Annotated in this window: 8 protein-coding genes; 4 read left to right on the forward strand and 4 right to left on the reverse strand. The window is 61.7% G+C overall.

The features are described 5' to 3' along the window. The first annotated feature begins 73 nt into the window (after positions 1-73). On the forward strand, positions 74-8620 hold the full coding sequence (locus tag FEZ59_RS29745; protein ID WP_207105601.1) for a non-ribosomal peptide synthetase: 8547 nt from the start codon (positions 74-76) through the stop codon (positions 8618-8620). A gap of 34 nt (positions 8621-8654) precedes the next feature. Here the strand turns inward: FEZ59_RS29745 and FEZ59_RS29750 are convergent, their stop codons facing one another. Beyond that, the gene (locus FEZ59_RS29750; RefSeq protein WP_172933584.1) at positions 8655-9266 is read right to left on the reverse strand and encodes a glyoxalase; all 612 of its coding nucleotides are present in this window, start codon (positions 9264-9266) and stop codon (positions 8655-8657) included. A 317-nt stretch (positions 9267-9583) separates the two neighbouring features. Here FEZ59_RS29750 and FEZ59_RS29755 point away from each other — a divergent pair, with 317 nt between their 5' ends. Together FEZ59_RS29755 and FEZ59_RS29760 are read left to right on the forward strand one after the other, a co-directional pair. After that, positions 9584-12688, forward strand: coding sequence for a multicopper oxidase domain-containing protein (locus tag FEZ59_RS29755; protein ID WP_242459976.1), 3105 nt, complete (start codon positions 9584-9586; stop codon positions 12686-12688). Positions 12689-12806: 118 nt separating this feature from the next. Beyond that, the gene (locus FEZ59_RS29760; RefSeq protein WP_172933586.1) at positions 12807-14045 is read left to right on the forward strand and encodes an HNH endonuclease signature motif containing protein; all 1239 of its coding nucleotides are present in this window, start codon (positions 12807-12809) and stop codon (positions 14043-14045) included. 85 nt (positions 14046-14130) lie between these two features. Here FEZ59_RS29760 and FEZ59_RS29765 read toward each other — a convergent pair whose 3' ends face one another. Genes FEZ59_RS29765 through FEZ59_RS29775 form a run of 3 tightly spaced genes read right to left on the reverse strand, consistent with a single transcriptional unit; the run spans position 14131 to position 18613 of the window. Next, positions 14131-15102: an antibiotic biosynthesis monooxygenase gene (locus FEZ59_RS29765; RefSeq protein WP_029255495.1), complete on the reverse strand. Its 972-nt coding sequence runs from the start codon at positions 15100-15102 to the stop codon at positions 14131-14133. Further along, complete coding sequence (locus tag FEZ59_RS29770; RefSeq protein WP_046378654.1) at positions 15099-17792, reverse strand: molybdopterin cofactor-binding domain-containing protein; 2694 nt, start codon at positions 17790-17792, stop codon at positions 15099-15101. The genes FEZ59_RS29765 and FEZ59_RS29770 overlap by 4 nt, the downstream gene beginning before the upstream one ends. Continuing rightward, positions 17789-18613 carry an FAD binding domain-containing protein gene (locus tag FEZ59_RS29775; protein ID WP_021333613.1) on the reverse strand — a complete coding sequence of 275 codons (825 nt, stop codon included), beginning with the start codon at positions 18611-18613 and terminating at the stop codon, positions 17789-17791. Before FEZ59_RS29775 ends, FEZ59_RS29770 begins: the two co-directional genes overlap by 4 nt. Positions 18614-18872: 259 nt before the next feature. On the opposite strand from FEZ59_RS29775, the gene FEZ59_RS30490 reads away from it, so the two are divergent. After that, the coding region (locus FEZ59_RS30490; protein WP_172933587.1) for a non-ribosomal peptide synthetase at positions 18873-24216 on the forward strand (5344 nt) is incomplete at its 3' end.

Here is a 24216-nt window from a genome sequence, read left to right on the forward strand (position 1 = left end):
CAGACTTGTCAGCCGCATCAACCAACACGCCGGTACCGCGTTGCCGCTTCGCACGTTGTTCGATCACCCTTCTGTGGCGGAACTTGCTATAGCACTGGACAATGCAGAGCGTGCCGACAGGCCTGCCCTCGAGATCCAGACACGCCCGGAGCGGATCCCGCTTTCACTTGCACAGAATCGGATGTGGTTCCTCAATCAGTACGATGTCGAATCTGCGGCATACAACATCCCGTTGGCCATCCGACTCGCCGGCACCGTTGACGTTCCGGCGCTTCGCCGCGCCTTCGGTGATGTTCTGACGCGCCATGAGTCGCTGCGAACAGTGTTCCCCGACAACGGCGACGGCCCCGTCCAGGTGATCCTGACACCCGAGGACGTCGAGTTCGATCTGAGCCCGATCGACGTCGACCGTGGCGACCTCGACACTCGCATACTCGAGGTCATGTCCGAAGGTTTCGACGTCACGGCTTCCGTGCCGATTCGCGTGAAGTTGTACCGCGTCGAGGAATTCGAGCATGTACTGGTGATGTCGGTGCATCACATCAGTGCGGACGGCGTGTCCATGACGCCGTTGGCTCGCGACGTCATGATCGCCTACTCGGCACGGTTGACCGGCCAGGCCCCCTTCTGGGCGCCGCTGGAGATCCAGTATGCCGACTTTGCGCTGTGGCAGCGGGCGCTCCTCGGTGACGAGGCGGACTCGAAGAGCATCGCATCGACTCAGATCGATTACTGGAAATCAACATTGGACGGTATTCCGGAACTACTGGAGCTTCCGGCCGATCGACCGCGACCGGCTGTGGCCACCCAGAACGGTGCGATGGTTCGATTCGACATCGCGTCCGAGATCATGGATCGCGTTCGTGAGATCGCCGATCACCACAACGCAAGTGTGTTCATGGTGATTCACGCTGCGTATGCGGCACTGTTGGCGAGAGTGTCGGCGAGCACCGACATCGTCGTCGGCACGCCTGTGTCCGGACGAGGCGAAGCGGCTCTCGAGGATCTCATCGGAATGTTCGTCGGGACGGTCGTCCTGCGAACGGATGCCGACCCCGCACTGACGTTCGCGCAGTTGGTCGACCAGGTGCGTGACCGAGATCTGAGTGCGTTCGGCAACGTCGATGTGCCTTTCGAGAGACTGGTGGACGCTCTGCAACCTGTTCGCTCACAGGCTCACACACCGCTGTTCCAAGTCACGTTTGCCTACGAGTATATCGAAGACGCCACGTTCGAGCTTCCTGATCTGCGGGTGTCCGCCGTCGAATTCGACGTCACTCCAGCTCAATTCGATCTTGCCTTGACGTTGTTCGAGACCACGGAATCAACCAGCGGCGCAGACACCGAGTCGGTAGCGGTGAGTGGCTCGCTGACCTACGCGACGGATTTGTTCGACCGTTCCACGGCTGCGTCGTTCGCCGACCGATTCGTCATGATGCTCGAGCAGCTGACGCGGGATCCCGCGAGAGTAATCGGGGATATCGACGTTCTGAATCGGGACGAGCAGAACCTACTGGTGCCGGTGCGAGGACTTACGGCGGCGCATCCCGCGACTCTGTCCGAGCTGATTTTTGCTGCGGTCTCGTCGAATCCAACGGGGATCGCCTTCCTGTGGAATGGCCGCGCCGTCACCTATACCGAGGCCGACGAACTCTCGACCCGCCTCGCTCACGTCCTGCTGCGACGCGACATCACACCGGAAACATTTGTGGCGCTGGCTCTTCCGCGATCGCTCGAATCCGTCCTCGCAGTCTGGGCGGTTGCCAAGACGGGTGCCGCATATCTGCCGGTCGACCCGAGTTATCCGGCCGATCGCATCGACCACATTCTCGAAGATTCTAGAGCGCGGTTGGGTGTGACGATCGCCGAGCAGCGTCAGTTCCTACCCGACGACGTCGAATGGTTGGTCCTCGAGGACATCGCCGAAGAACTGGCGGCAGCCCCGGCGAGCGCGAGCTGGCCGCCGGTGCGGATCGACAATCCGGCGTACATGATCTACACGTCGGGTTCGACGGGCAAGCCCAAGGGCGTGGTTGTCACTCATTCCGGTCTCGCCAACTTGGCGGCCGAACGGCGTGAGCACTACCAGATCACGTCCGACGCCCGGTTCCTGCACACCGCGTCACCCAGCTTCGACATGGCTGTCGGCGAAATGATCTCCGCGCTCTCTGCTGCAGCAACATTGGTGATCGTTCCGGTGACCACGATCGGTGGTGACGACTTGGCCGAGTTGTTGGACTCGCAACGAGTCACCCACGCTCTGATCACCCCGGCCGTTCTGAGCACGATCGCCCCCCACGACCACGAACATCTTCGCGTTCTCGGTGTGGGCGGTGAAGCGGTATCCGCTGAACTGGTCGATCGTTGGCAGCCAGGGCGAACGATGCTCAACGGCTACGGACCGACCGAGGCGACCGACATCTCCACAGTTGCAGACCTCGAAGCGGGACAACCTGTCACGGTCGGTAAACCTGTGCGCGGATTCCGGACCCTGATCCTGGACACTCGACTGCGACCGGTGCCGATCGGTACGCCTGGTGAACTGTACGTGGCGGGGCCCGCTTTGGCTCGCGGTTACCACAACCAACACATTCTCACCGCAACACGATTCATCGCCGATCCCCACGGTGATCCAGGACAGCGCATGTACCGGACCGGCGACATCGCTGCCTGGACGGCCGATCTCACCATCGAGTACCGCGGACGGATCGACAGTCAGGTCAAGATCCGAGGTCAACGCATCGAGCTCGGTGAAATCGAGACGGTAGCAACACAATGCGACGAGATCGCGCAATCCGTGGTGCTTGTCGTCGAGACTGCACTGGGCAAGCGGCTGGCGGCATACCTGGTGCCGCAAGCTGGGCGCGTGATCGATACCGAGTCCGTAAGGCGTTATCTGGAGTCCGCGCTGCCACGACCGATGGTGCCCGACGCGTATGTCGTGCTGGACGCTCTACCGGTGACCGTGAACGGAAAGCTCGACCGCAAGGCTCTTCCCGCTCCGACGTTCTCCGCGTCGAAGGTGCGCTATCGAGCACCCGCGTCCGAGACGGAAGAGATCCTCGCTTCGCTGTTCGCAGACCTGCTCGGTGTCGAGGCGGTGAGCGTCGACGATTCGTTCTTCGGGCTCGGCGGCGACAGCATCGCATCCATCCAACTGGTCTCCCGAGCGAAGGCTCGTGGTCTCGTGATGACCCCACGAGACGTCTTCGAACAGAAGACCGTTGCCGCGCTGGCACAGGTCGTTTTGCGATCTGACGCGCCGGCGCAGATGGTACTTGCCGAACTGCCGGGCAACGGTGTCGGAGAGTTGCCGCTGACGCCGGTGATGCGCATGGTGCTCGGCAGCACCGATCACTTCGATCGCTACTCACAGTCGATCGCACTGGATCTGCCAGTCGGCGTCGATCAGGCGGGGATCGTCGCCACGGTGGCCGCCGTCGTCGATCACCACGACATGCTTCGGTCGACCTTGCACAGCAAAGCTTTGCACGTGGCCGAGCCCGGAAGCGTGGACGTGGCCGCACGTGTGCGGAAGGTCGACTTCGATCCCGCTGCCGTCGACAGCGCGGAAAGCTTGACCGAATTGGCACGATCCCAAGTGGAACTGGCTCGACGAGAACTTGATCCGCGCGGCGGTGTGATGTTCGCGTGCGTCTGGCTCGTGCCGGTGGGTGACGCGGAAAAGGCGACCGGGCGACTGCTCGTCGTGATGCACCATCTGGTCGTCGACGGAGTGTCGTGGCGAATCCTGGTGCCGGACTTCATGACCGCGTGGGCACAGATCTCCAATGGTGCGCCGGCGCAGCTGGCACCTGTCGGCACGTCGATGCGTCGCTGGGCACATGCGCTGCAGGACAGTGCAGTTGGGGCGACGGCAGACCTGCCGACGTGGCGGGCAATCGTCGACGGCGAGGACCCGGATCTGGGATCGGCGCGCTTCGACCCCTCGCTCGATCTGGTCGCCACTGTCCGCGACATCGAGGTGCGCGTCGACGCGTCGACGACTCAGGCACTGCTGACCGAGCTTCCGGCCGCATTCCGTGGCGGCGTCAACGACGGTTTGCTGACAGCTCTGGCGCTTGCAGTCACTCGGTGGCGTCGCGAACGAGGCGTGCACACCACATCGACGCTCATCCAGATGGAAGGTCACGGGCGAGAAGAGCAGACTGCACCCGGTGCTGACCTCTCGCGTACCGTCGGTTGGTTCACCAGCGTCTATCCCGTGCGCCTCGAACTCGGTGCGCTCGACATCGACGACGCCATGCGCGGCGGCGTCGCGGCGGGTCGGGCCGTGAAGTCGGTCAAGGAACAACTGCTCGCCGTGCCCGGTCGTGGCATCGGCTACGGGGTCCTCCGATATCTGACCGGCAGTGACATGTCCGGCAGTGACATGACCGGCAGCGACCCGGGTACACCACTGCCGGACGGCATGCCGCAAATCAGTTTCAACTACCTCGGTCGCGTGTCTGCCGGCAGCGTCCCGGAGGAGTTCGCCGATTTGGGGTGGACTCCGTCCGTGGATGTCGGTGACATCGAAGGTCCCGGAAACCCCGACATGCCTGCCGCCGCAGTTCTCGACATCAACGCGATAGTCACAGACATTTCGGGTGATGCCGAGTTGTCCGCGACGTTCTCCTACGCCGGACGCCTCCTGACCGAAGCGGACGTCCGAGGCTTGGCGGAGTACTGGGCGAGCGCGCTGCGGAGCCTGGTCTCCCACGTCGGCAGAGGTGCTGGGGGAGGCCTGACGCCTTCCGACGTTCCGTTGGTGACGGTCTCTCAAGAGGACATCGATGTCTGGGAAGACCGGTATCCGCTGGTCAGTGACATTTGGCCACTGTCGCCGTTGCAGCACGGACTTGCCTTCCACTCGTTGCTCGCCGTCAACAGTGCCGACGTTTATCAGACCCAGATGGTTCTGGAGCTGACAGGAACTGTCGATCCGATACGAATGAACCGGGCCGTGACTGCTCTGCTGAACCGTCACGACAACCTACGGACCGCCTTTGTCGCCGATCTGTCCGGCGAACTCGCGCAAATCGTTCTCGGTGAGGTCGATGTCCCGTGGCGTGTGGTCGACCTCGGTGCCGAGCCTGCGAGTGAGCGCGAAGCTGTCTACGAGCGAACCCTCGCGCGCGATCGATCCGAGCGTTTCGATTTGGCAACACCGCCATTGCTTCGGTTCACGCTCATCACACGAGATCCCAGTCGACACGCGCTTGCAGTGACATTGCACCACATTCTTCTCGACGGGTGGTCGATGCCGCTTCTGATGAAGGACCTGATGGTTCTGTACGCAACGCACGGCGACGAGTCGGTGCTTCCCCGCGCAGCGTCCTATCGTAATTACCTGTCCTGGTTGAATTTTCGGGAAGCTGCGGAATCCGAGTTGGCGTGGGCCGAGGCGCTGTCCGGGCTCGAGCAGCCGACCCTGCTCGCCGGGGAAGGGTCTGCTGGTTCGAGTGCCGGCACCGTCGAGTCGGTTGTGACTCAGGTGGAGCCCGAACTCGCCGAGCAGCTCGGTGCCTTCAGCGCCGACAACGGCGTCACATTGAACACCATGATGCAGGCCGGTTGGGGAATTCTGCTGGCGCGCCAGCTGGGTCGAACGGATGTCGTGTTCGGTGCAACCGTGTCGGGTCGTCCTCCCGAGCTCGATCATGTCGAGTCGATGGTCGGCCTGTTCATCAACACGCTGCCCGTCCGGGTCACGATCGACCCCGCGGAGTCTTTGCGTTCCTTGCTCTCACGGCTGCAGGCAGAACAGGCGGCGCTTCTCGAGCACCACCAACTCGGACTGACGGAGATCGTCAAGAGCGTCGGAAATGCCGCTGACTTCGACACGTTGACCGTCTTCGAGTCGTACCCCGTCGATACGGAAGGTATCGCTGCAACGAGCTCGATCGACGGCATGACGGTTACTGCGATCACCGGTGACGATGCGACCCACTATCCGTTGACACTTACCGTTGTCGCTGATGACGGCATCTCATTCACGCTCAAGTATCAGCAGGATGTCTTCGATGCGCCGACGATCGAGGTTCTGCGCGAGAGGATGCTTCGGATCCTGCGTGCATTCGTGGAGTTGCCGGACACCGCTGCCGGAATCCTGGATGTTCTGGGGCCCGACGAGCGTCGCCTGCTTGTCCCGGTATCGGGCCTGCCGGCTGCGCCCAGCGCAACCCTGGCTGACCTCATCGCTTCCGCCGTCACACAGAACCCCGACGGAATCGCGATCTGGGCCGACGGGCGTGCGTGGACATACCGTGAAGCGGACGCCTGGTCGAACCGCCTTGCTTCCATCCTGCTCGATCACGGAGTCGGTCCGGAAACCTTTGTAGCAGTGGCACTCCGGCGATCGGCAGCGTCCGTGATGTCGGTGTGGGCAGTGACGAAGACCGGCGCCGCCTACTTGCCCGTCGATCCTGACTATCCGGTTGAGCGGATCGAACACATGATCACAGACTCCGGTGCTGTCATCGGCATCAGCCGAGGTGGGAATCAACTTCCCGATTCGGTGCGCTGGCTCGATCTGGACGCACTCGAAACCGCGATCCAAGAGCTACCCGAGTCGAGTATCGCGGGAGCGGCTCGCATCGACAATCCGGCCTACATGATCTACACGTCCGGATCCACGGGCAAACCGAAGGGCGTCGTGGTCACGCATGGTGGTCTCGCGAATCTTGCCGCCGAGCGTCGTGAGCACTATCGCGTCGACTCGCACTCACGATTCCTGCACAACACCTCGCCGAGCTTCGACATGTCGGTGGGTGAAATGATGTCGGCGCTCTCCGCGGCGGCGACTCTGGTCGTCACACCGCCTACCATCCTGGGCGGAGAAGAGTTGTCTCGGTTCATGATCGGACGTCGGGTCACTCACGCACTGATCACTCCGGCGATGTTGACGTCGATGGAACCGGAAGGGCTCGAAGAGCTTCGGGTTCTCGGTGTGGGCGGGGAAGCGGTATCTGCCGAACTGGTGAACCGTTGGCAGCGTGGTCGAACCATGCTCAACGGGTACGGGCCTACCGAGGCAACCGACATCTCCACCGTCGGTGATCTCGTCGCGGGCAAACCAGTCACGATCGGATCACCCGTGCGTGGATTCGACACTCTGATCCTCGACTCGCGACTGCTCCCGGTGCCGATCGGGACGCCGGGCGAACTGTACGTGTCCGGGCCAGCTCTCGCCCGGGGATACCATGACCAGTCCGTGCTCACGGCAACCCGGTTTGTTGCCAACCCGCACGGCCGGCCGGGTGATCGTCTGTATCGCACGGGCGACATTGCCGCCTGGACACCCGAACTCACCATCGAGTACCGGGGCAGGACCGACACTCAGGTCAAAATTCGTGGTCATCGCATCGAACTCGGGGAGATCGACGCGGCGCTGCACGCACACCCGGACGTGGATGTGGCCATGACCCGCGGCAAGAGGACACCGTCCGGGGACACCGCGTTGGTCGCGTACGTCGTGCCGACGCCGGGGACTGCGCCGGAGGTGAGTCAGGTCGTCGCCTTTGTCTCCGAGTTCTTGCCACGTCACATGATCCCTAGCGCTGTCGTCTTCATCGACAAGGTGCCGACGACACCGACAGGAAAGGTCGACGAGAAGGCATTGCCGACCCCTGATTTTGCGTCGAAGATTGTGTATCGGGAGCCGAGCACGCCTGCGGAAATCGCTGTGGCCACTGCCTTCTCGGAGGTCCTCGCGATTGCTGGCGTCGGCGCCGACGACAACTTCTTCGAACTCGGTGGCAACTCACTGTCGGCGATGCGAGTAGTGACCAAACTGCGGATGTCGTTTGCTCGCGAGATCCCATTGCAGTGGTTGATGACCGAGCCGACTCCGGCGTCGATTGCGATTCGTGTCGACTCCGGACAAGAATCTTCCGGCGCGCTGGACGTCGTGTTCCCGATTCGGACGACCGGTGATCGGCCGCCTGTGTTCTTCGTCCATCCGATCGTCGGCCTGGCCTGGAGCTATGCCGGCTTGGCGCCGTACATCGATTCGGCGACTCCGATGTACGGGATCCAAACTCCAGCAGTCTCGTCCGCGGATCCGCTGCCGGAGTCCATCGAGTTCACCGCCGCCAGGTACCTCGAGGAAGTTCGAAAAATCCAGCCTGAAGGTCCGTATCACCTTGCCGGTTGGTCGCTCGGTGGCGTGATCGCACACTCGATGGCGGTGCTATTGCAGGCAGCGGGCGAGTCGGTCGATTCGTTGGTGATGCTGGACAGCTTCGCCCATGCCGCTGAAGACGGTGAAGGTTCGGACGCTGACGACGACGCGGACATGGGACTCGAGTTCGCGCACGCCATGGGCGAGTTGACTTCGGAAGATGTCGGCAGGCTTGTCTTCGCGGCCCGGCACAACGACACGTTGATGCAGGCTCACCAGCCGGGGATCTTCGATGGCGACGTGCTGTATTTCACTGCAGCGCTGGATGATCCATGGCTGAACCGTGGAGTCGATTCATGGCGTGCGTATGTCAGCGGGGATATCGTGAATCACCCCGTCGAGTGCACTCACTGGGACATCACCTCGCCCGCCGCTCTCGAGACCGTTGGTCCGTTGATGGCGCACAACTTGGAGAGGATTCGTCGGATGTCCTGAGTCGGGCGGGCGTGTTCTCGAGACACCACCTGTGTCAGGAATTGGTGCTTTCCCAGGCGAAACCGTCAGGATCCGCGAAGGGTTCGGACGCACCGGTGATGGTGATTCGGTGCGATCCGGTGCCCTCGGGAGCGAGCCCGGCGTCCTTTGCCAGGGCGCCTCGGCCGTACAGTGCCAGCGTGACATTGTTTGCTGCGCTGGTGAATTCGACGTACTTGCGGCCGAAGCTCTTCGACACCTCGAGGCCGTGGTCGAGGTAGAACTGCTTGCTGGCCTTGACGTCTTCGGCGCCGAGCAGCAGCACGAGGCTGTCGATTGTGCGGGTGGCGGGTTCATTGTTCTTCTTCGACGACGTGGCGATCTTCCAGATCGAACCGTCCGGAGCCTGAAGGACTCCGCCGTATCCCCAGAGGGATTTCTTCACCGGCTTCAAGACGGCGGCACCGGCTGCGAGTGCGGCGCCGACGAAAGCGTCGACGATGTTCGGTTGGGAGACGACGAGCGAAAGGGTGTACCCACGAAACCCGGTTGTCGGTTCGTTCGATTCGCGTAGCTGGATTCGATCTCCGACGCCGAGAGCGTTGTAGAAGGCTTCGGCTGCGACGAGGTCGGGTACGTCGAGGATCACGGATTGCGCGGTGGTCATCTGGGCGCTCCCTGCTGATGTGTGGATTGACGACGTGTGGTCGGAAGTGGACTTCTGTGGTGTGTTCATGTGTTTCAACGTAATTGCGGGCCCAGTGGCTGTGCTTCTCGATTTCTGATCGGTTTGCTGAGACTGCTTGCAAGGTGCAGCGCTCGAGCGGGCACTAGGTGGGCAATTTGTCGTGAATGTACTGTTCAGCCGATGTTTTCTCGATAGGCTGATGAGCGCTGATCGGACGTATCTCACGCCACCATGGAACGGGGAAACCAGTGATCGCACTGCGAGGAAAGTCGTTAGCCGCAGCAGTAGTGGTGTCCATGACGATGGCGTTGGCCGCGTGTACGTCCGCTGAATCGGCGCCCGAGGTGGGCGCGAACTACGGCTCGGACGGAACCGCCGTCGACTACCGGGAGCCGGTGAAACTGAGTAGCCGAGATGGTGTTCTCGAGGTGCGCTTGTCCGCTCATCAGGGAGTGATTCCGCTCGATACCGCTTCGGCGCCTGTGTCGAATTTTCTGCTCTTCGGGTACGAGGTCATCCGCGGTACGGCGTCGGACGGATCGACCTCGGCGAGTGACGTCTATCCGGCGCCGACTCTCCGCGCCAATCCCGGAGAGCGATTGATCATTCATTACGACAACGATTTGCAGGATCTCACGATCGAGGACTTCTACGATCCGGCATTCACACCGGCGGGCGGGGACGTGCCGATCTATCCGCCGGCGCTGACGTCGGCTCCGCTGAATCTGCACACGCACGGAGTGCACGTGAGTCCGGACGGCAATGCGGACAACGTGTTGCTCAACATTCCCGCCGGCCAGGGAAACGTGTACGACTACGCGATTCCGGGGACGATGCCGAACGGTCTCTACTGGTACCACAGTCACCGGCACACCCTCACCGCCCAGCAGACGTACATGGGCTTGGCCGGGCTCCTTGAAATCGGCCGGCCGGACGGAAATTTGCCTGTCGTGACGGCAAACGACGTTCCGATTCGCGATATGGCACTGCAGTACAACTTCGTATTCGACCGCAAAGGAAAGGGCCGACAGCTCAACGACGCGAACTGGCCCCAATTCGTCAGTACGTTGACGCCACCCGCCGGTACGGAATTAGCCGACGGGACGTACCGTCCGAGCCTTGCTCCGGTGAATTTCTCGGACACTACCGAGGGCGCGCAGTATTTCACCAACTGGTACGCGGGACCGTTGTCCCCGGCCAATCATCGTGGACAGAATCAATTCGTTCCAGGCAATCTGCAGAGCTTCGTGGGTGAATCGACGAGTGTTCCGGCCGATCCCTCACTGCCGGACAACCAACGCGATGTGCAGTACACCGTGAACGGTCAGTTCCAGCCGTCGCTGAAACTGAAGCCGGGGCAGACCGAGATCTGGGTGCTTGCCAACATCAGCGACTTTGCCTACATGCCGGTTACGTTGACGGAAACCGCAACCGGCACCCATCCGAAGTTCGCAATCGTGGGGCAGGACGGAAACCCGTTCGACGAGGTCAGGCCACCCGTGGACGGGGACGGAACCAGGCTGGTGATTCCGCCGGCCTCGCGCTATGCAATCGCCGTGACGATGCCGGAGTCCGGCGATCTGGTGCTGGAGATGCCACCGCTGGAAGGTGCGAAACCGGTGAGCAATCCGGGAATTCTCTATACCAACAACGGTACCGACAATCCGCCCGCCGAACTCGGAACCGTCACCGTCGACCCGTCGGTGATCAGTTACGCGGACGGATTCTTCACGTTCCCGACTCAGCAGTTGATCCGCGCGACGCCAGACGAGGGCGAAGGGAAGACGACTCCCTTCGAGTTCGGACAGAAGCTCGATACCTACACCTCGTTCGTGGATACAGCAGCGATGACGCCCGACGTGACCCGCAACCTCACAGTGTCCGGTGGGTTCGGAAACGAGAAGGCCAGCAACAGCGATCCGAAGGCCTTCACCTACGAATTCGCCGACAACACGTTCCCCAACATCCCGCTGATTCAACCGCGGCTGAATTCCGTTGAAGAATGGAAGATCACGAACCTCAACAACGACGAACACCCGATGCATATTCACGTGAACGACTTCCAAGTGATGGAAGTCGTTGATCCCGTCGCAGGGACGAGGACGGGGGTTCAGCCCTGGGGGATCGACAATGTGAACGTGCCTGCTCCGGTGACTGACGAGAATGAGAATGCTCTCGAGCCTGCGTCAGTGACGTTGCGAACGAAGTTCACCGAGTACACCGGAACCTTTGTGATTCACTGCCACCGACTCAATCACGAGGACAACGGTTTGATGGCTACCGTCAACGTGATTCCCGAGGTATCGACGTATGCCGTCGCGATACCTGGTTCGGCCGGCGTGCCCGCCAAGGTGCAGATATTCGATGCCAACGGCGACAAACTGATCACCGCTGTGACGCCCTTCCCGTCGTTCGAAGGCACCCCGAGTGTGGCGATGGCGGACGTGAACGGAGACATGGTGCTTGATCTGGTCGCTGGAACAGGGGCAGGCTCGGCTCCGGAAGTGGTGGCGTACAACGCAGTCGGCGGCGTGCCGTTCGCCGACGAGTTGGCAAGATTTGCGCCCTTCGATGTGGGTTTCCGCGGTGGAGTGAACGTCGGCGGCGTCGATATCGACGGAAACGCATTGGCGGACAACATCATCGTTGCGTCGGGCCCGGGGATGGAGTCGCAGGTCAAGATTTACTCCACCGACCTTCCGGCGGACAAGAGGTCCGCACCCGCAGAATTCGGTTCGTTCTCGCCGTACCCGGGATCGAGTAGCGGAGTCACGTTCGCAACCGGAATGGTTGACAGTCACTCCGGTCGAGCGAGCATCGTGACAGCACCCGGTGCGGGCGAGGAGCCGTTGATCAAGACGTTCCGCTACGACCTGTACGAACCGACGGCCGCTGCGGAGGGCGACTCCGATGAACACGCAGGTCATACGGATGGTCCGGTAACGACATCACAGTTCTTGGCCTTCGGCCAGGGCTACCGCGACGGGGTGTCTCTGTCGACGGGTTGGGTGGCCGGCGCCGAGGGTGGCGCAAAGTCGATAGTGGCAGGCATGCTCGGAGGAGAAGGATCAATCCGCGTCTTTTCGAGTGGATCCAGGCTCGACGGTGCACCCGAGATGTACCTCGAGAGTCCAGATCACCATTCGACGGACGTGGCATTTCGGGAGGTTGCAGCTTTCGACCCGTTCACCGCTCCAGGGTCGGGTGTGGGAGTGGCCACGACGAGCACGACTACCGGCGCGGATCTCCTCGTCAGCGGCAGCAACGGAACGGGTGCCGAAGTTCGGAAATTCACTCTCGGTCGTGCCGATCCGTCTGCGACCACATTGACACCGACGCTTGTAGGAACGCTTCCGCCCTATCCCGTCGGCGGGGGAGTTCTGCCGCTCGGTGCTCGATGATCAGGTTTTGAGATTTTCTGAAAGTAGTTACATATCAACCGGTCTCGAGTTCGATGTTTCTTGAAACCTGTCCGTTATGTCTCTGGCTATCGAAAGTATGTTCGATTAGACTTTGAGTATGGACAGTCGGGAAGCATGGCAACTGGATGGTGAGGGCCTCAAGGGTGAGGTTCTGGATCTGGTGCGTGTCCGGCACGAGTTGGAGTCGCGGTTGGTGTTGTTGATCGTGGAGATGTTTTCCCGGGAGGTTCTCGGGGGTAAGGGTTTTCGGGCGATCGCGCAGTGGTTGCATGGTTCGACGAATCTGGAGATCGGTGAGTGCAGTCTGCTGGTCGGGTTGGCGCGGTTGTTGATGCTCGAACCTGTTGTCGCGGATGCGTTTCACCGCGGTGACGTGGATGCGTTGAAGGCACGTCAGGTGGCGTCGTTTTGTCAGCATCCGCCGAAGAACATGACGCCGGCGGATGTGGACAAGGCTCGCGGGATTCTGCTTCGGTTGGCGTCGAAGAACATTGCCGATTGTGATGCGGTGCGGGCAGCGATTCGGCGGATCGAGAAGCAGTACGGCAAGCGTGAGGACGGCGTTCCGGTCGGGGAGGATTCGGAGCGTAACGAGTTTTACGCCTCGAAGGGCCTGTACGGGCGTGTGTCTGTGAAGGGTGATCTGGATGCGGTCAACGGGGCCCGTCTGATCACGTTGCTGTCGAGCCTGTCCGCTCCGACGCCGGAGAAGGACGGCGTCAAGGACACCCGCACGCCTGCTTTACGCCGGGCGGACGGGTTCTGCGAACTGCTGCGCCGCTACGAGCGGGCGGGGTTGGGTCCAATCGAGGGCGGAGTGAAACCACACATCACGGTCACCGCCAGCGCGAAAGACATGACGGACCTGCAAGCTTTGAAAGACCTCCTGCCGTCCACTGAGGAACTCGGGTTCGCGTGGACGGATTGGGTGGGTCCGATCAGTATCGACACTGCCCGGATGTTGGCGTGCGACTGCACGGTCACCCGGATTTTGTTGGATGAGAATGGTGTTCCGCTCGAGTGCGGTAAGGAAGCGAGAACGGCGACGGTGCCGCAGCGGCGTGCGTTGGCGGTTCGTGATGGTGGGTGCGCGTTTCCGGGGTGCGGGACTCCGTCGGGGTGGTGCGATGCTCATCATATTGTTCACTGGAACGATGGTGGCCCAACAGATCTCGACAATCTGATCTTGTTGTGCGGTCATCATCATCGGACACTGCACCACACGGAGTGGCGGGTGGAGATCGGACCGGATCGGAAGTCGGTGTTCTATCCGCCGATGTCGGTTGATCCGTATCAGCAGCCGATCGGCGGGAACAGCCCGCCGACGGCCGCCTGAACGGGCATAACTGGAAATGCCAGCGTATGCACCGGGGAAGAATCATGCCCCGGTACATGCGCTGGCATTTCGCGTTCTGGAGAGCTCAGGGCAGCGACCAGAACTGAGTAGTCACCAGATAGAAGACGACCACCCAGAACAAGGTCACCGCAGCGACGATCGCCACCCCTTGCGCGTTGGTTTTTGCGACAGGAATCCCTGGAGGTGGACGCAGCCAACGGTGCAGGAGCCGATTCACGTAGTACGGCATCGTGAAGAAACTCATGATGAAGCTCGACAACAGGTTGCCGATCAACAATCCGAGCCAGAGTGGCAGCTTCAGCGGTGACAGCGCCAAAGTTAGCAAGACGACAGTCGGGTAGAGACCGACCCAGACCGCGATCGAGGTTTTTGTCTCCGAAGGTGGAGGGGCCTCGTTTCCGTTCTCGTCGAAGGCAAACCAACTGCCGAACGAATTGTCCACGGTTCGCAGTTCGAAGTCGTGGAACTTGCGACCCTCGGCGAGAAGCTGTTGTCGCTCAGGGGAAGTCAGCCACGTGTCGAGATGGGCAGCATTGTCGAAGCGATACAGCAGGGTCCACTCATCCTGCACACCGTCGACTGGGCGAAACAGTTCGGTGCCGCGGAATCCGTCGAAAGCACTCTCCACCTCCCGAAGGCGATCCTGCCAGGCAAGGAACTCGTCGATACTGTCGTCACCTACTCGGTGCGTCACTACGACAGTCAGCAGTGGGTCCGGAGGCCTGATCCCGCCGCTCACTACCTGCTGCGTGGCCGGGCCGTCGAAGAACTGACGACCGCTGTCGAGGTAGTCCTGCCTCGTCGCGCTGTTGATCCACGCTTGAACATGAGCGATGGAGTCGAATCGGTACACGATCACCCAATCAGGTTGGGTGGGCGTCGGAGCCGCGATTTCTGCCCCGAGGAAGCCTGCATAATCTGCGGCCGCCCGGTTGAGATCTTTCTGCCAGACCTCGAATTCTTTCTCCAGTCCGGCACGCACTCGCTGGCCGATGATGACCGTAGCGGCGCTGTCCGCCGATGTGTTCGCGGTCATCGGTTCAGGCCTGAGTAGATGCGTTCCGGGGTGAGCGGTAGTGACCGGAATCGTGACCCGGTGGCATCCTGCAGTGCGTTCGCCAAAGCAGGGGCAACCGGATTGATGCAGCACTCCGCCATGCCCTTGGAGCGGAGTGGGCCGACGGAGTCTGATGACTCGACGAGGATCACCTCGGTGCGTGGGACATCTGCATAGGTCGGGATCCGGTAGTTACGTAGATTCGGGTTCGTCATCGCGCCGTTTGCGTCTACGTGGAAGTTCTCGGTGAGTGCGAAGCCGATGCCCTGGGCGACGCCACCTTCGATCTGTCCCCGCACCTGCGCCGGATTGATGATCACCCCAGCGTCGGTGGCTTGGACACTGTAGAGGATGCGGATCTCGCCGGTGATGCGATGGACGGCGATCCGGAAGCCATGAGTGTTGGAGACCACGCTGCGCGGCGACCCGTACGCTTTCCGTGCTTCGGTGAATCGGATCCCGCGCGGGCGTGCAGCCTCGAGTAACTCTTGCAGTGTTAATCGAGTACTACCGCAGACGATCTTGTCGTCGTCCATCGAGCACAGGTCAATCGAGACGCCGGTGTGATGTGCGGCGAAGGCCAGTAGTCGATCGCGGAGCGCATTCGACGCGCGGAGTACCGCGTTCCCAGCGACAAACAGGCCGGCGCTGGCGAAAGCGCCTGTGTCGAAACCGGTTCGGTCGGTGTCCGACTGAATGATTCGTACACGTGACGGTGTTGTGCCCAGCTGATTTGCGGCGATCTGCACGTGGGCCGTAGAAGTTCCCTCACCGAATTCGACTGTGCCGATAGCAAGTTCGTATACACAGTCTTCGCCGAGGGTGAGCCAAGCCTCGGAAATGTGCTCGGTGGGTGGCGCGGTCTCATGTAGTGAACTGGCAGTACCGGTGCCGATCAGCCAATCGTCTCCGAGCGAGGGAACCGGTTGGCGCTTCAACGCTGCGTCGATCAGATCGACGCATTGCCCCAGTCCGTCTTCGGTGAAGATCACGTCGTCTGGGCCGTCTTCGAGTGCGACGAGTGAATCGCCAGGTCGGACGATATTGCGTCGACGCAGTTCGAGCGGATCCATGTTCAGCGCGATGGCCAATTCGGTCATGGCCGATTCCACGGCAAAGGCCGGTTGAGTCATCCCGTACCCACGCAAAGCGCCGCTCGGGACGTTATTGGTGTACACGGAATACGCATCGAACTTCTTGTTCGCACAGCGATAGAGCGAGACTGCCGCGCCGCCGGCAAAGAGTGTCTCTCCGCCGTGGTTTCCGTATGCACCGGTGTTCGAGACGTTGCGATAGTGGAACGCGGTGAGTGTCCCGTCCGACTTTGCTCCGAGCTTGATTGTGAGTTTCATCGGATGACGCGGTGACGCGGTGGTGAACTCTTCTTCTCGGGTGAATTCGAGGCAGACGGGACGACCGGTGTCCAGGGTGGCGAGCGCCACCAGATCTTCGCTGATCACTTCCTGTTTTCCTCCGAACCCGCCGCCCACGCGTTTGCAGAACACGCGCAGCTGATCCGGGCGGAGGTCGAAGAGATGGGCGAGTTTGACCTTGGCGATGGAGGGGGACTGCGAACTCGTGCGAACGTGAAGGCGTCCGTCTTCCATCCATGAAATCGAACCGTGCGTCTCGAGATGTGCGTGCTGCACTCGCGGCGAGAAGTAGGTGCCTTCGTGGATGACGTCGGCCTCGGCGAACCCGGCCTCGACGTCGCCCACGTGACCGTGAAGTTCGAGCAGGATGTTGTGCTCGGGATCTCGAACAAAGGGATCGTCGGATCCGTGCAGGGCTGGAGCGCCGTCGGCCATGGCCTCTTCCGGATCGAACACGGAAGGCAGGATCTCGTAATCGACCTTCACCTTCCGACGGCCTTCTTCCGCAGCGACGACGGAGTCGGCGAGGACGGCCACCACCCGCTGACCCACGAACCGCACGACGTTGTCGAGGATGTACGTGTCGTCCGGATCAACAAGGTGGTCGGTATGAATTGCCGTTGTAAAGAGCTTGCGCGGCACGTCTTTCCAGGTGTACACGCGATGGACACCGGGGACGGCGAGCGCCTCGGTGGTGTCGATGGAGGTGATGCGTGCATGCGCGTGGGGCGAGTGCAGCACTTTCAGGTGCAGCATGCCGTCGATCGCGGTGTCCATAGTGTATTCGGCTCGGCCGGTCACGACGTCGGTGGCCGCCGGCGCCCCGACGCTGGTCCCGACCGCCTGTCCGGGGAGGGCAACTTCGACAGCGCCGACACCGTTGACCGCGTCTTCGATGGATCGGTAACCGGTGCAGCGGCACAGGTTTCCCTTGAGCGCTCGCGGCAAGTCTTCTTTCTGCGCGTCGGTGAGCGCCGCGGAGGTCATGATCATTCCGGCGGTGCAGAACCCACACTGAAAGCCGGGTGCATCCCGGAACTGTTGCTGAATCGGATGGAGATCTTCGGGCGTACCGAGTCCCTCGATCGTGGTCACCGCGCGACCGTCGGCGCGAAAGGCGGGCGTGATGCAGCTGTGTATCGGCGCTCCGTCGAGCCACACTGTGCACGCCCCGCAGTCCCCGCCGTCGCAACCCTTCTTCACCCCGTGGTGTCCGAGGTGTCGAAGAAACGTCCGGAGACACTGTCCCGGGAACGGTTCCTCGTCGAACTTCCGGTCGTTCACCGTGTAGCTCATGACTGGCTCCCCGTGAGTTCGATTCGGAGCTCGTCGGCGTAGTGACGGGCGAGGTGCAGGCGGTGGTCGGGGGTTCCGTTGGGATCGTCGAACCAACTGTCGGCCGAAATGGAGTCGACAGCTCGTCGCAGAGAGTGCTCGTCCGGCATCGTGTCGAACGTCAGCCGTATCGGATGCGTAGTGCCGGCGGTGATGGTGACGTGAAAGTCGTCGGCTCCCGGAGTCTGCGTCGCGATCATGAAGATCGTCGAACGGCCGAGGTGCGTGAGACTGAAGCGGCGGTGGGCGTGGCGTTTGGTGAGCGCGTGCACCGGGAACTCGATGCTCCGAAGAACTTCGCCCGGCTCCAGGACATTCTGGTGGTCACCGGTCACGAAGTCGCACGCGTCGACGGTCCTCACTGTTCCGGCGGTGGCCCACAGCGTGAAAGTAGCCTCGAGTGCAACTGCCAGGGTGATCATCGGTCCGGCGGGAAGCGACATACAGATGTTCCCGCCTACGGTGGCCGAATTCCACACCTTGAAAGACGAGAGGAAGTACTCGCAGCTGACGCGAATAAGTGGACTCGCACCCCAATTGTCCGGCGGGACAAACGCATACAGTTCGGCAACGGTGCACGTAGCTCCGACACTGAAATGAGTCGCGCCGACCTCCAGTGGTGTCCACCCGAGCGCGGTGAGGTCGACGAGTCGACGTGTGTCGGGTTGTTCCGCTGAGAACAGCCACGTTCCTCCCGCGAGCCAGGCGTCGCCGGGACGCCACACGTCCCCTGGGCGATCCGGTGGTCGGCGTATCACGTCGGTAATGGTGGTGATGTCCATGCGCCTGCTCCCCTCGGGGGATGTGTCGTCTCGGAGTGGGACATTACCGAGGTGACGGGACACATTCACACTTTTAGTGCATATCGGGCACGTGAAACATGGGCGATACGTACGTGACATCGCCTGGTGGTCCGTGCATGTGCTTGCCGATTCTGGGTACGACTGCTTGAGAGGCGCGATCAGCCTCTTGCTTTCGCGCTGTTGATTCGGACGCGGCTACGCACTCGGCGGCCGCGGAGATCATGCGGGGCGGGGCGCTGTGAAACCCTTCGAGGTAAGACGGACCGACCCTTTTGATGAGACCCTCTTTCCGCTCTCGGCCGCCCAACGGGCAACCTGGTTCGCTCAGCAATTCGATCCCGAAGTCCCGATTCTGATAGCGCACTACGTGGAGTTGCGCGGCGAACTCGACGTCGAATTACTGGATCGCGAAACGCGGGCAGGTGCTTACGAGTTTCAATCTCCCATGCTCAAAGTCATCGAGGTTGATGGTCAGCCGATGCAGTACGTGGACGAGAAGGCCGAAATCTCGGTCGGTTTGGTCGACTTCCGCTGGACCGAGGATCCCTTCGAGGCTGCGCTCGAGTGGATGCGTCGAGATTGCCGGACGCCGCTCGACCTGGCAGTCGACGGAATCGTCGCGACCGCTGTGCTGCGCGTGGGTGACGCGCACTATCTGTGGTACAGCCGTATCCATCATGTCGCGCTCGACGGTTTCGGTGCCATGACCATGATGAACCGCATTGCGCATCGGTACTCGGCCTCGGCGGCGAGAAAAGATCTGCAGCCGAGTCGTGCCGCGACACTGCGCACGCTGTACGACATCGACGAGCGGTACAGACAGTCGGATCGATTCGCTGCCGATCGTGAGTACTGGGCAGGGCGCAATACAGTCGGTGCCGGATCCAGCTTGGCGGAGGCTTCTGGGCCCGCACACATCGAGAGCCGACTCGAAAGCACACTGATGTCGGACCGGAGCTGTGCCCTTCTCCACGAATCCGAGAACCACGCTGCAACGGTCGTCGCTGCGCTCGCGTTGTACCTCTCGCGAATGACGGCGAAAGAGACTGTCCAGATTCATGTTCCGATGTCCGGACGGACTACGGCGGTGTTGCGGGACTCGGGCGGCATGATGGTGAACGTCGCGCCGCTGCTCATCAGTGTCGCCGCCGTCGACACCGTCGGTGAACTCTTCGCCCAGGTCCAGCATGAGCTCATGGGTGCATTGCGGCACCAGCGCTGCAGCCTCGACGACATCCGTCGGGACGCAGGCGTGACGAGCGGTCTGGAAGGCGAAGACTCATATGCCGGGCCCATGGTCAACGTCATGCTGTTTCGCCAGGAGGTGCAGTTGGGCGAGGTGGTTGGGGAGTATCACATCGTCACCTCCGGGCCGGTGGAAGACCTTCTGGTCAACGTGTATCCGAGCGGCGACAGGCTGCGTGTCGACTTCCGGGCAAACCCGATCCGATACGAGGAGGCGGGTTTACGCGAGCACCACCGGAATTTTGTCGGCTTGCTGGAAGAGTTGATCGCATCTGATTCCGGTGCCGAGCTCGCAGACATTCACGGCCCGACGGCCCGGGAGGGCGAGCGACGACAACGCGAAGTGCGGCACCTCGAGTATTGGAGACATGAGCTCACCGGGGCGCCCGAACTTTTGCAACTTCCCTTCGATCGACCAAGGCCTGCAACGCAATCGCTGGACAGTGCACAGGTTGAGGTCGTGATCGCCGCAGACACCCACGCGCGGATTACAGAAATGGCAAGTGATCTCGGGACGGACACACGCGCGGTCCTACATACGGGCTTCGCGCTAGTGGTGAGCCGATTGTCCGGGGCTTCGGACGTGGTAATCGGTACGCCGACGGGATCCGACACGAACATCGTTGCCATCCGGAGTCGCATCGATCTGGAGACGCCGTTCACGGCGCTCGTGGGCAGTGTCGTCGAGGTCCGAAGTAATGCGCTGCCGCACAGTGGGATACGGCTCGAGCAGGTGGCGCAGTCGCTCGAGGTGGAGGATGTACCTGCGTATGCGCCGGTGATACAGGTGACGTTCGAGTCCGTCGCCAGCGCTGACGAGCACCCTCCCGACCTCGGCCGCTTCGATCTCGGAGTGTCTGCAGTCGAACTGTTCGACGAGGTGGGTACGCCGTCCGGAATCACGGTGACGCTCGCGTTTGCCACCGACCTGTTCGACGCCGAGACGGCACGTGGCCTCGGTTTGCGGTTCGCGCGCGTCCTGGAATCCGTCACCACAGATCCGGCAATGATGGTCGGCGACATCGACATCTTGTCCGACGACGAGCGATCCGCGATGCAGCCTGTCCGCAGTGACCCTCGCGCTTCGCACCGCACCCTGGCCGAACTGTTCGACGGTGCGGCGCGCACACACTCCGACGGCGTGGCCCTGTCGTATCTCGATGGCGAGTTGACGTATCGAGAACTCGACGATCGTTCGTCGAAGTTGGCCCGAGTCTTGATCGACCACGGCATCGGTCCGGAAAACAGTGTGGCGCTGGGTTTGACGCGTTCGATCGAATCGGTTGTCGCGATGTTGGCGGTGACCAAAGCCGGCGCGGCATTCGTGCCGGTGGATCCGACCTATCCGGGTGAACGTGTTCGCTTCATGCTGAACGATTCCGGCGCCGTACTGGGGCTCACGGTCGTTTCCGAACTTCATCGTTTGCCGGATTCGATTTCCTGGATAGCAATCGACGACGCTGAGTTCCGTGGCCGACTTGCACGGCTGTCCGTGCGCTCCATCTCCGACGTCCATCGGGTGCACCCGATCCGGCCCGACAATCCCGCATACGTGATCTACACTTCGGGTTCCACCGGACTCCCCAAGGGGGTGACGGTATCGCATCGTGGACTGGAAGCGCTTGCTGCCGAACAGCGTTCGCGGTTCGGTGCGACCCAGGATGCGCGAACATTGCACTTCTCGACCCCGAGTTTCGACGCCTCGATTTTCGAATACCTGCTGGCTTTCGGGGCCGGAGCGACCATGGTGATTGTACCGAGCACGATCTACGGCGGTGACGAGCTGTCTCGCTTCCTCGAATCCCAGCGTGTCACGCATGGTTTTGTCACTACTGCGGCGCTCGGAACAGTTTCGCCCGAGGGCCTTTCGGACTTCGGCGACGTGGTGGTCGGTGGTGAGGCCTGTCCGCCGGATCTTGTGCAGCGGTGGGCTCCCGGCCGACGGCTGTGCAATGCCTACGGGCCGACCGAGACCACCGTCATGTCGAACATCGGCGAGCCGATGGTGTCGTCGGAGAACATCACAGTGGGCGGTCCGCTCCGCGGTTTCGAGGAGATCGTGCTCGATCAGCGATTGCACCCCGTCCCCGACGGTGTTGTGGGCGAGCTGTACATCTCGGGAGACGCGCTCGCACGCGGATATCACCGGAAGTATGCGTTGACCGCAGGACGATTCGTGGCCGACCCGTTCGGTCTCCCGGGCCGGCGGATGTATCGAACGGGGGACTTGGTGCGGCGGCGCCGTGGCCGTGCACTCGAGTACGTCGGCCGCAGCGATTTCCAGGTGAAAGTTCGCGGATTCCGTATCGAGCTCGGGGAAATCGACAGCGTCGTGCAGTCGTGTCCGCAGGTCGAGAATGCAGTTACCGTGGCGCGTGCGGCTCCCTCCGGTACAACGATGATTACCACGTACGTCGTGCCTGCCGGCGGAAGTGCGCTCTCGACGGCCGATCTGACGCAGTACGCCGCGAGCCGTGTGCCGTCGTACATGGTTCCTGCGGCCTTTGTTCTTCTCGACGAGTTGCCGGTAACTCCATCGGGAAAGGTCGATCGCGCTGCCTTACCGGCACCTCGGTTCGATGCTCGGTCGGACAACTTTCGCCCGCCCGAGGGCGCCGAAGAACTACTGCTGGCCGAGATTTTTGCCGACGTTCTAGGTGCTGAGGCGGTGGGTGCGGGTGACGACTTCTTCGAGCTGGGTGGGAACTCACTGATCGCCACAAAGCTGATCGCACGAGTCAATGCCGCTGAAGCAATCGATTTCGGGGTGCGGACTTTGTTCGAAGCACCGACGATCGAATCACTGGCTCTCCACGTGCGTGACGCGAAGTCCTCCGGCGTTGATCCCTCGCGTTCGAAGCGTCCAATCCTGCAGACACATTCGTACAAGGACAAGATTCCGGTGTCTCTGGCGCAACAACGCCTGTGGTTTGTCAATCAGTTCGACACGTCGTCCCCGGCCTACAACATCCCGATGGTGGTCCGACTGTCAGGGGCGTTGGATGTGGCTGCGCTGAAACTCGCGATGGGAGATGTTGTCGATCGACATGAATCGCTTCGCACCGTCTACCCGGCGTCGGTCGACGGTCCACATCAGGTCGTGGTTCCTTCGGAACGTGTGACGTCGGAGATGGCGTGGGAAGTATCCGTTGACGAGGAAGCCTTGGACAGGCGCGTCGCCGATCTCGCTCGCGAGGGGTTCGACGTGAGCGCGAACGTGCCCGTGCGCGGCTCCCTTTTTCGAATCACTCGGGACGTTCACGTCCTCGCGTTGGTGGTTCACCATATTTCGGCGGATGGAGCATCACTCGAGCCGCTGGCCCGCGACCTGACCCGCGCCTACGCGGCGCGGGCTGCCGGTCGGGCACCGGACTGGCCGCCTTTGCCTGTGCAGTACGCCGACTACAGCCAATGGCAGATCGAACTGCTCGGCAGTGACGCCGATCCGGACACGCTCCAGGCGAAGCAGTTGGACTACTGGACGTCCACCCTGTCCGGTCTACCTGACGTGATCGACCTTCCGCTGGATCGACCGAGGCCGGCGGAACGATCCATGCGCGGTGAATCGGTCCGATTCTCGGTGCCCGCAGACGTGCACAGTGACCTCCTCGAACTCGCTCGGAATCACAACGCGACACCGTTCATGGTGATGCACGCAGTGCTGGCCGTTCTGTTGGCACGGCTGAGCGCCTCGCCGGACATAGCGATCGGCACTCCGGTAGGAGGGCGCGCCGAGCAAGTCCTCGACGATCTGGTCGGGATGTTCGTCAACACGGTCGTCCTGCGAACCGCCGTTGATACCGCCGCGACTTTCGAGGAAATCCTTTCACGAACTCGCGAAGTTGATCTGGCAGCGTTCGGGCAAACCGAGGTGCCGTTCGAGCGAGTCGTCGATGCAGTTGCTCCGGAGCGTTCACCATCTCATTCACCGCTCTTCCAGGTTCTGTTGGAATTTCAGAACACCGCAGATCCTCACCTCGAACTACCAGGACTCGGTGTCGATGTTGTTTCAGTCGACATCGGTGTCGCCAAATTCGACTTGCAATTGTCGCTCTCCGAAAAGCGTGGCAAGGACGGAATCCCGGTGGGTTTCGACGCCGCCTTCACCTACGCCTCCGATATCTTCGAGCGCACCACAGTCACCGAATTCGGGGAGCGCTTCGTCCGCCTACTGCGGTCCGTCGTATCGGATCCAACTGCCCCAGTGGGTGATACGGAGATTCTGGGTGCGCCCGAGCGTGGGTTGGTGGTGGGTGGTTGGGATGGTGTGGGGGTTGCGGTGGGGGGTTTGACGTTGGTGGATGTGTTGGATGGTCGGTTTGCTGGTGTGGGTGGTG

This window comes from Rhodococcus sp. MS13 (assembly GCF_013277835.1).
Lineage (GTDB): Bacteria > Actinomycetota > Actinomycetes > Mycobacteriales > Mycobacteriaceae > Rhodococcus_F > Rhodococcus_F erythropolis.